The organism is Streptomyces sp. SM1, assembly GCF_002910825.1.
In the GTDB taxonomy this organism is placed as follows: Bacteria; Actinomycetota; Actinomycetes; order Streptomycetales; family Streptomycetaceae; genus Streptomyces; species Streptomyces okerensis.
In genome coordinates, this window is sequence record NZ_NEUB01000252.1 from 1 (window position 1) to 4771 (window position 4771).

Annotated in this window: 3 protein-coding genes; all 3 read right to left on the minus strand. The window is 73.3% G+C overall.

The features are described 5' to 3' along the window. Positions 1–99: 99 nt before the first annotated feature. Positions 100–1230 carry a lantibiotic dehydratase C-terminal domain-containing protein gene (locus B9S61_RS05910; protein WP_103541241.1) on the minus strand — a complete coding sequence of 377 codons (1131 nt, stop codon included), beginning with the start codon at positions 1228–1230 and terminating at the stop codon, positions 100–102. Then, positions 1218–3956, minus strand: coding sequence for a lantibiotic dehydratase family protein (locus B9S61_RS05915; RefSeq protein WP_258039565.1), 2739 nt, complete (start codon positions 3954–3956; stop codon positions 1218–1220). The genes B9S61_RS05910 and B9S61_RS05915 overlap by 13 nt, the downstream gene beginning before the upstream one ends. A 231-nt stretch (positions 3957–4187) precedes the next feature. Beyond that, positions 4188–4771: nitroreductase family protein (locus B9S61_RS05920; RefSeq protein ID WP_146064726.1), on the minus strand; the 584-nt coding region annotated here is incomplete at its 5' end.

Sequence of the window (4771 nt, forward strand, 5' to 3'; positions counted from 1 at the left end):
GACCTCAGTGACGACGAGACGCACGTCTCCCTGGAGGAGGCCTACCGGCGCCGGACGGCGCGGTGAGCGAACGGTCTGCGGCGGAGGAGCGGTCGGCGCTCATGAGGCGTCCGCCCGCCCGGCGGCCGGTTCGCGCAGGACCTGGCCCAGGACGAACGCCAGGTACGCCTCGTCCCTGATGGTGACGTGCAGCCGGTTGTTGGTCATATGCATGTACGGCGACAGCAGCCGGGGCAGCACCGCCGGCAGGTGGGTGACGGTCACCAGGGGCGCCGCGTCCTCCGGGTCGGTGCGCTGCTGGCCGCTGTCCTCGCGGGCCGGGCCGTCCCAGGCGGGGAAGGCCAGTTCACCGTTGCCGGTGAGGACGGCCACCCGCTCGCGCAGCTCCAGGCAGTGCTCGGCCCAGCGGCGGAGGAACGCCGGGAGCCGCGACAGATCACCGCTCGCCACGGCCTGCCGGAGCTGGGCGAACCGGGCCCCGAGCGAGGGCGCCATCCCCGCGTAGGAACGCTCGTACTCGGCGGAGCCGATGAAGCCGGTGCCGGGGAACAGCCGGTGCCAGAACGCGTAGTAGGCGTCGAGATAGTCCGCGAGGCGTTCCTCCTCCGCAAGGAAGCAGCTCGCCATGACCATCATCAGCTGGGCCGAGGTGCCGAGCAGCACGGTCCGCAGATGCAGGTTCATGCTCCGGTACGCCTCCAGCACCAGGTCGCTGGAGTGCCGGAAGTGCCACTCGGCGAGCTCCACCCCGGCCGGGCCGCCGTACTTGGCGTACTCGGGCGCGTAGACCTCGTGGGAGAAGGAGTTGTTGGGCCGGAGGTTCATCCGGCCGTCCGGGCCCAGGTAGGCCGCCCGGTCCTCGCCGGGGAACTCGATGTCGAAGAGGGAGTCGTAGAAGTCCTTCAGGAAGCCCGAGTCGACCTGGTAGAGGGCGGGGCGGGTCTTAAGGAAGCCGCTGATCGCCTCCTCGGCGCGGCGGCGCACCTCGGTTTCGGTGCCGGGGCCGCTCGGCCGCAGCCGGAGCCTGACGTGCGGTCCCTCCAGCCAGTAGTTGATGAAGAAGTAACCGGAGATCAGGCCCTCTTCGGTGAGCCGGGCGACCAGCGGGCGCACGCAGTCGACCAGCAGCGGCAGGGGGTTCGCGGCGTAGAAGATGTGCGTCGCCAGCCAGGGCGAGGCCGCGTCGCCCGGGCCCGGCCGGAAGGCCGCGGGTTCGGTCAGTTCGGGCATGAGGGTGCGACCTCCCGGTCGGGGTGGGGCGGACGGCGGGTGGTGAAGGTCTCCACGGCGAGCTCGGCCACGTGCCGGCCCCGCCGGGAGGTGAGGTGGAGGCCGTTCTCGGCGGGGAGCATCTCCCGGAACGCCACCCGGGTACCGGGCCTGCGCTCCAGCAGGGCGTCGAAGGCGGCCAGCGAAAGAGGGCTGTCGAAGTCGACGTGCACGGGCTTGGCACCGACCGGGCCCTGGTCCGGGTGGGCCACGGTGGCGAAGCAGCGGTCCGGCAGGCCGTGAGCGCGCTGCCAGCGGCGCCAGCCCAGGAAGTGCTCCTCCTCCCCGGACCCGTGACGGGGCACCGGCAGTACCCCGGCGTCGGCGGTCCAGGAGCGCCGGCCGACCACCAGGTTCCCGTGCCGGACCCTGGGCCTGCGGGTGACGCCGTCCCTGGCCTCGCCCTCGGGCACCCCCGCCCAGAGGTCGAAGGGGGCCATGGTGCTCGGGGAGAGCAGGAGCAGGGTGCGCGGGATCTCGGGGAGTGCGAGCGGCACGAGATAGCCGAGGTAGACCGGCACCACCTCACGGCCGAGCCGGTCGGAGCGGAGCACCAGGCGGCCGGCCCGTTCGTCGTGCTCGACATGGAGGTCGTCGAGGTGGATCCGGTCCTCCTCCGGCACGGAACTCGTCTCACCGGGGCAGACGATCTGATGACCGGTGAGCCGGCCGTGCAGGTTGAGGTTGGTCGTGACCGGCCCTCCGGTGATCTCGGCGAACACCGCGCCGTCCGGCCGGCGGGCCGCGATCTCCTCGCGCAGGACGCCGGAGAACCCCGGTGCCGCGTCCGGACCGGAGCCGTCGTAGAGGTGGGTGAACCGGCTGAAGGGGAACGCCAGTCCGCCGTAGGACTTGTTCAGGACGGCCAGGGGAGGTCCGCCGGCAGGCCGGGACAGCTGGACATGGTGGCTCTGCGGCGTGAAGTCCCCGGTGACCGTCTGGAGTTCGGCTGCGGTCTCGTCCAGCAGCGGACCCGGCAGTTCGATCTCCCCTGCCTCGTCGCCCCGCCTCCCGTATCCCTCCCACAGCTCACGCATACCGTCGTGGAAGCGGCGGCGGGCCCGGTCCAGGGTCTTCATCCCGCTCTGCCCGAGCCAGTTCTCCTCCGGTACGTAGGCGCCGTCCTCGTCGAAGGAGCGGCGCTTGGCGGTGAAGGAGACGTACTGGTCGAAGAAGTCCTCGTGGAAGTCGTGGATCAGGCCGAGCAGATCGTCGCAGCGCCCGCCGCGCCCGTACCGGGCGACGAAGAAGCCGAGCAGGGTGATGCGCTGGGGGAGCGTCAGGTCGAACAGCGGGAGGACGCCCTCCACGGCCCGCAGCGCGCGGCCGGTCTCCCCGCCCAGCACCGCGGGCCCGCAGCGCAGGTCGCCACCGGTGTCGACGTCCTCGTACACGAGTGTCTGCGGAAGGGCGGGCGTGGCCGCGCCCGACTCCCGCTGGGCCTCCAGGAGACGGCCGCGCAGGGTGTCCAGCAGGGTGCGCCGTTCCGCGAGGCCCGCTCGGGGCCAGCGGGCGAGGCAGACGGCCGTGCCGTCGAGCAGGCCGGCCAGCCGGTCGGCCCAGGCCACTCCCAGGGAGCGCAGTGCCTCCTGGTAGGCGGCGAGCGGGTCGTCGCTGTGGACGTCGGTGCGGAGCAGCGGCACCTGCACCATGCCGAGGTCCAGGAGGGCGGAGGCGTACCGGTCGCACTCCTCGCGGCCGGCGTCCTGGTGCTCCTCCTCCAGCCAGTCGACCAGCTCCCGGTGGCGCACCGGGGCGGTCCGGCCGCCGAGCCACTCGAGGAGGCGTTCCAGTGTGCCGCTGCTGCGCAGGTAGAAGAGCCGGTCGCGGACCGCGTCGAAGGTGACGGCGGCGCTGTCGTCACCGGCCGTCGTCACCTGGCGTACATAGCGGATGCGGCCGGCGTCGCGTTCCCAGCCGGGGGAGAGGACCACCGGGAGGTCCTGGCGGCGTACGGGGTCGGCCGTGATCAGTTCGGTCAGCCGGTTCAGGACCACCACGTTGAGCCGTACCCGGCTCACCCAGTCCTCGCCGGTGCGCAGCGCGGCCCCGTCGTCCGCCGGGTCGCCCGCGAAGGTCCCGGGGCCGATACCGGTGAGGGTGCTGAAGGGGCTGGTCTTGCAGGCGGTGCGGTACAGGTAGGTGACCGCCGAACGCTCGATCTTGCGCAGGCGGTTGTTCGGCCGGGGAGCGGTGTCGCGCAGGTAGGCGTCCAGCCGGCCGTCGAGCGCGGGCGAGGCGAGCAGCAGCCCGAGGCGCAGCCGGTCGTCGGCCAGCGCCTCGCGCAACGCCCGCCGGCTCTGCCGGAGTTCGCCGGCGAACAGTTCCGCGCCGGTGGCCCGCAGGGCGTCGAGCCGAGCACGGTCGTGCAGCCACTCGGCGGTGCGCCGGCCGGTGTCCGGGTCCCGCCGCGTCACCAGGTCGACGGCGGCCCGCGGGTCGGCCGGGAGCCGGTTGTTGAAGATCTGGCGGCGCAGGTTGATCAGTCCCCGGCGGACGGCGGCGTCACCCGGCGCCTCCCCGGGACCGGTGGTCGCCGCGACCAGCGTGTGCAGCAGATCGCTGAGGGCGGCTCCGGCGGCGGTCAGGCGTTCCTCCTCGGCGAGTACGTCGTCGGCCCAGCGGCTGGTGCGGGGGCAGCGCAGGCCGTGCACCGTCTCGACGGGCAGACCGGCCGCGCGGAGCATGAAGCGCCGTCCGGGCTCCCAGTGGGTCCGGTCCGTGGACGCGGCGCGGGCGGGAGGGCCGGCGGGAGGGCCGGCGGGGGCGTCGGCGGAGGTGCCGGGAGCGGTGCCGGCGAGGGGGTCGGCAGCGGTGTCGGCGAGGGTGTCGGCAGGGTGGTTGTCGGCAGGGTGGTTGTCGGCAAGGGCGTGCGGTATGCCGGACTGCGTGGATGTCATGGCGATCCTCTGCGGCCGTCAGGCGATGTCGTGGCGGAAGTCGGCGGGCCCGGGCCGTTCGTGACCGAGCGCCATGATGAGCAGCGGGGCCTCGTCACCGGCCGACAGGCCCAGCCGTTCCACGAACGAGACGTTGTCGAAACCCAGGGCCACACCCGCGCCCAGCTCCAGGGCGGAGGCAGCCAGGTAGAAGGACTGGGAGACCGCCCCCGCGGTGCCGACGGCGAGGCGGTAGCCGCGGTCACCGACGGCGTCCAGAACGGCGGTGGTCCGCACCGTGGGCACCAGGACGGCGCCGGCCTGTTCCAGGTTGTAGTTGGCCAGGAAGTAGTTCCGCTGGAGGAACGTCCCCTGCCGGCCCTCGGCGACCAGGCGCAGATCGCCCCGGCCGGGATCGTAGGCGTACGCGCCCGGCCCGACCCCCTCCACATGGTTGACGAAGACGTACAGCCGGGCCAGCCGGATGTCGCCGGAGGGATCGGTGTCCCCGGCCAGCCGGGTTCCGGCGCAGGCGGCCAGGACCGCCGACAGGGCCCCGGCACCGACCCGGCGCCGGGCGTCGAACCGGCCGAAGCTGGAGCGGCGCCGACGCAGGGTCCGGC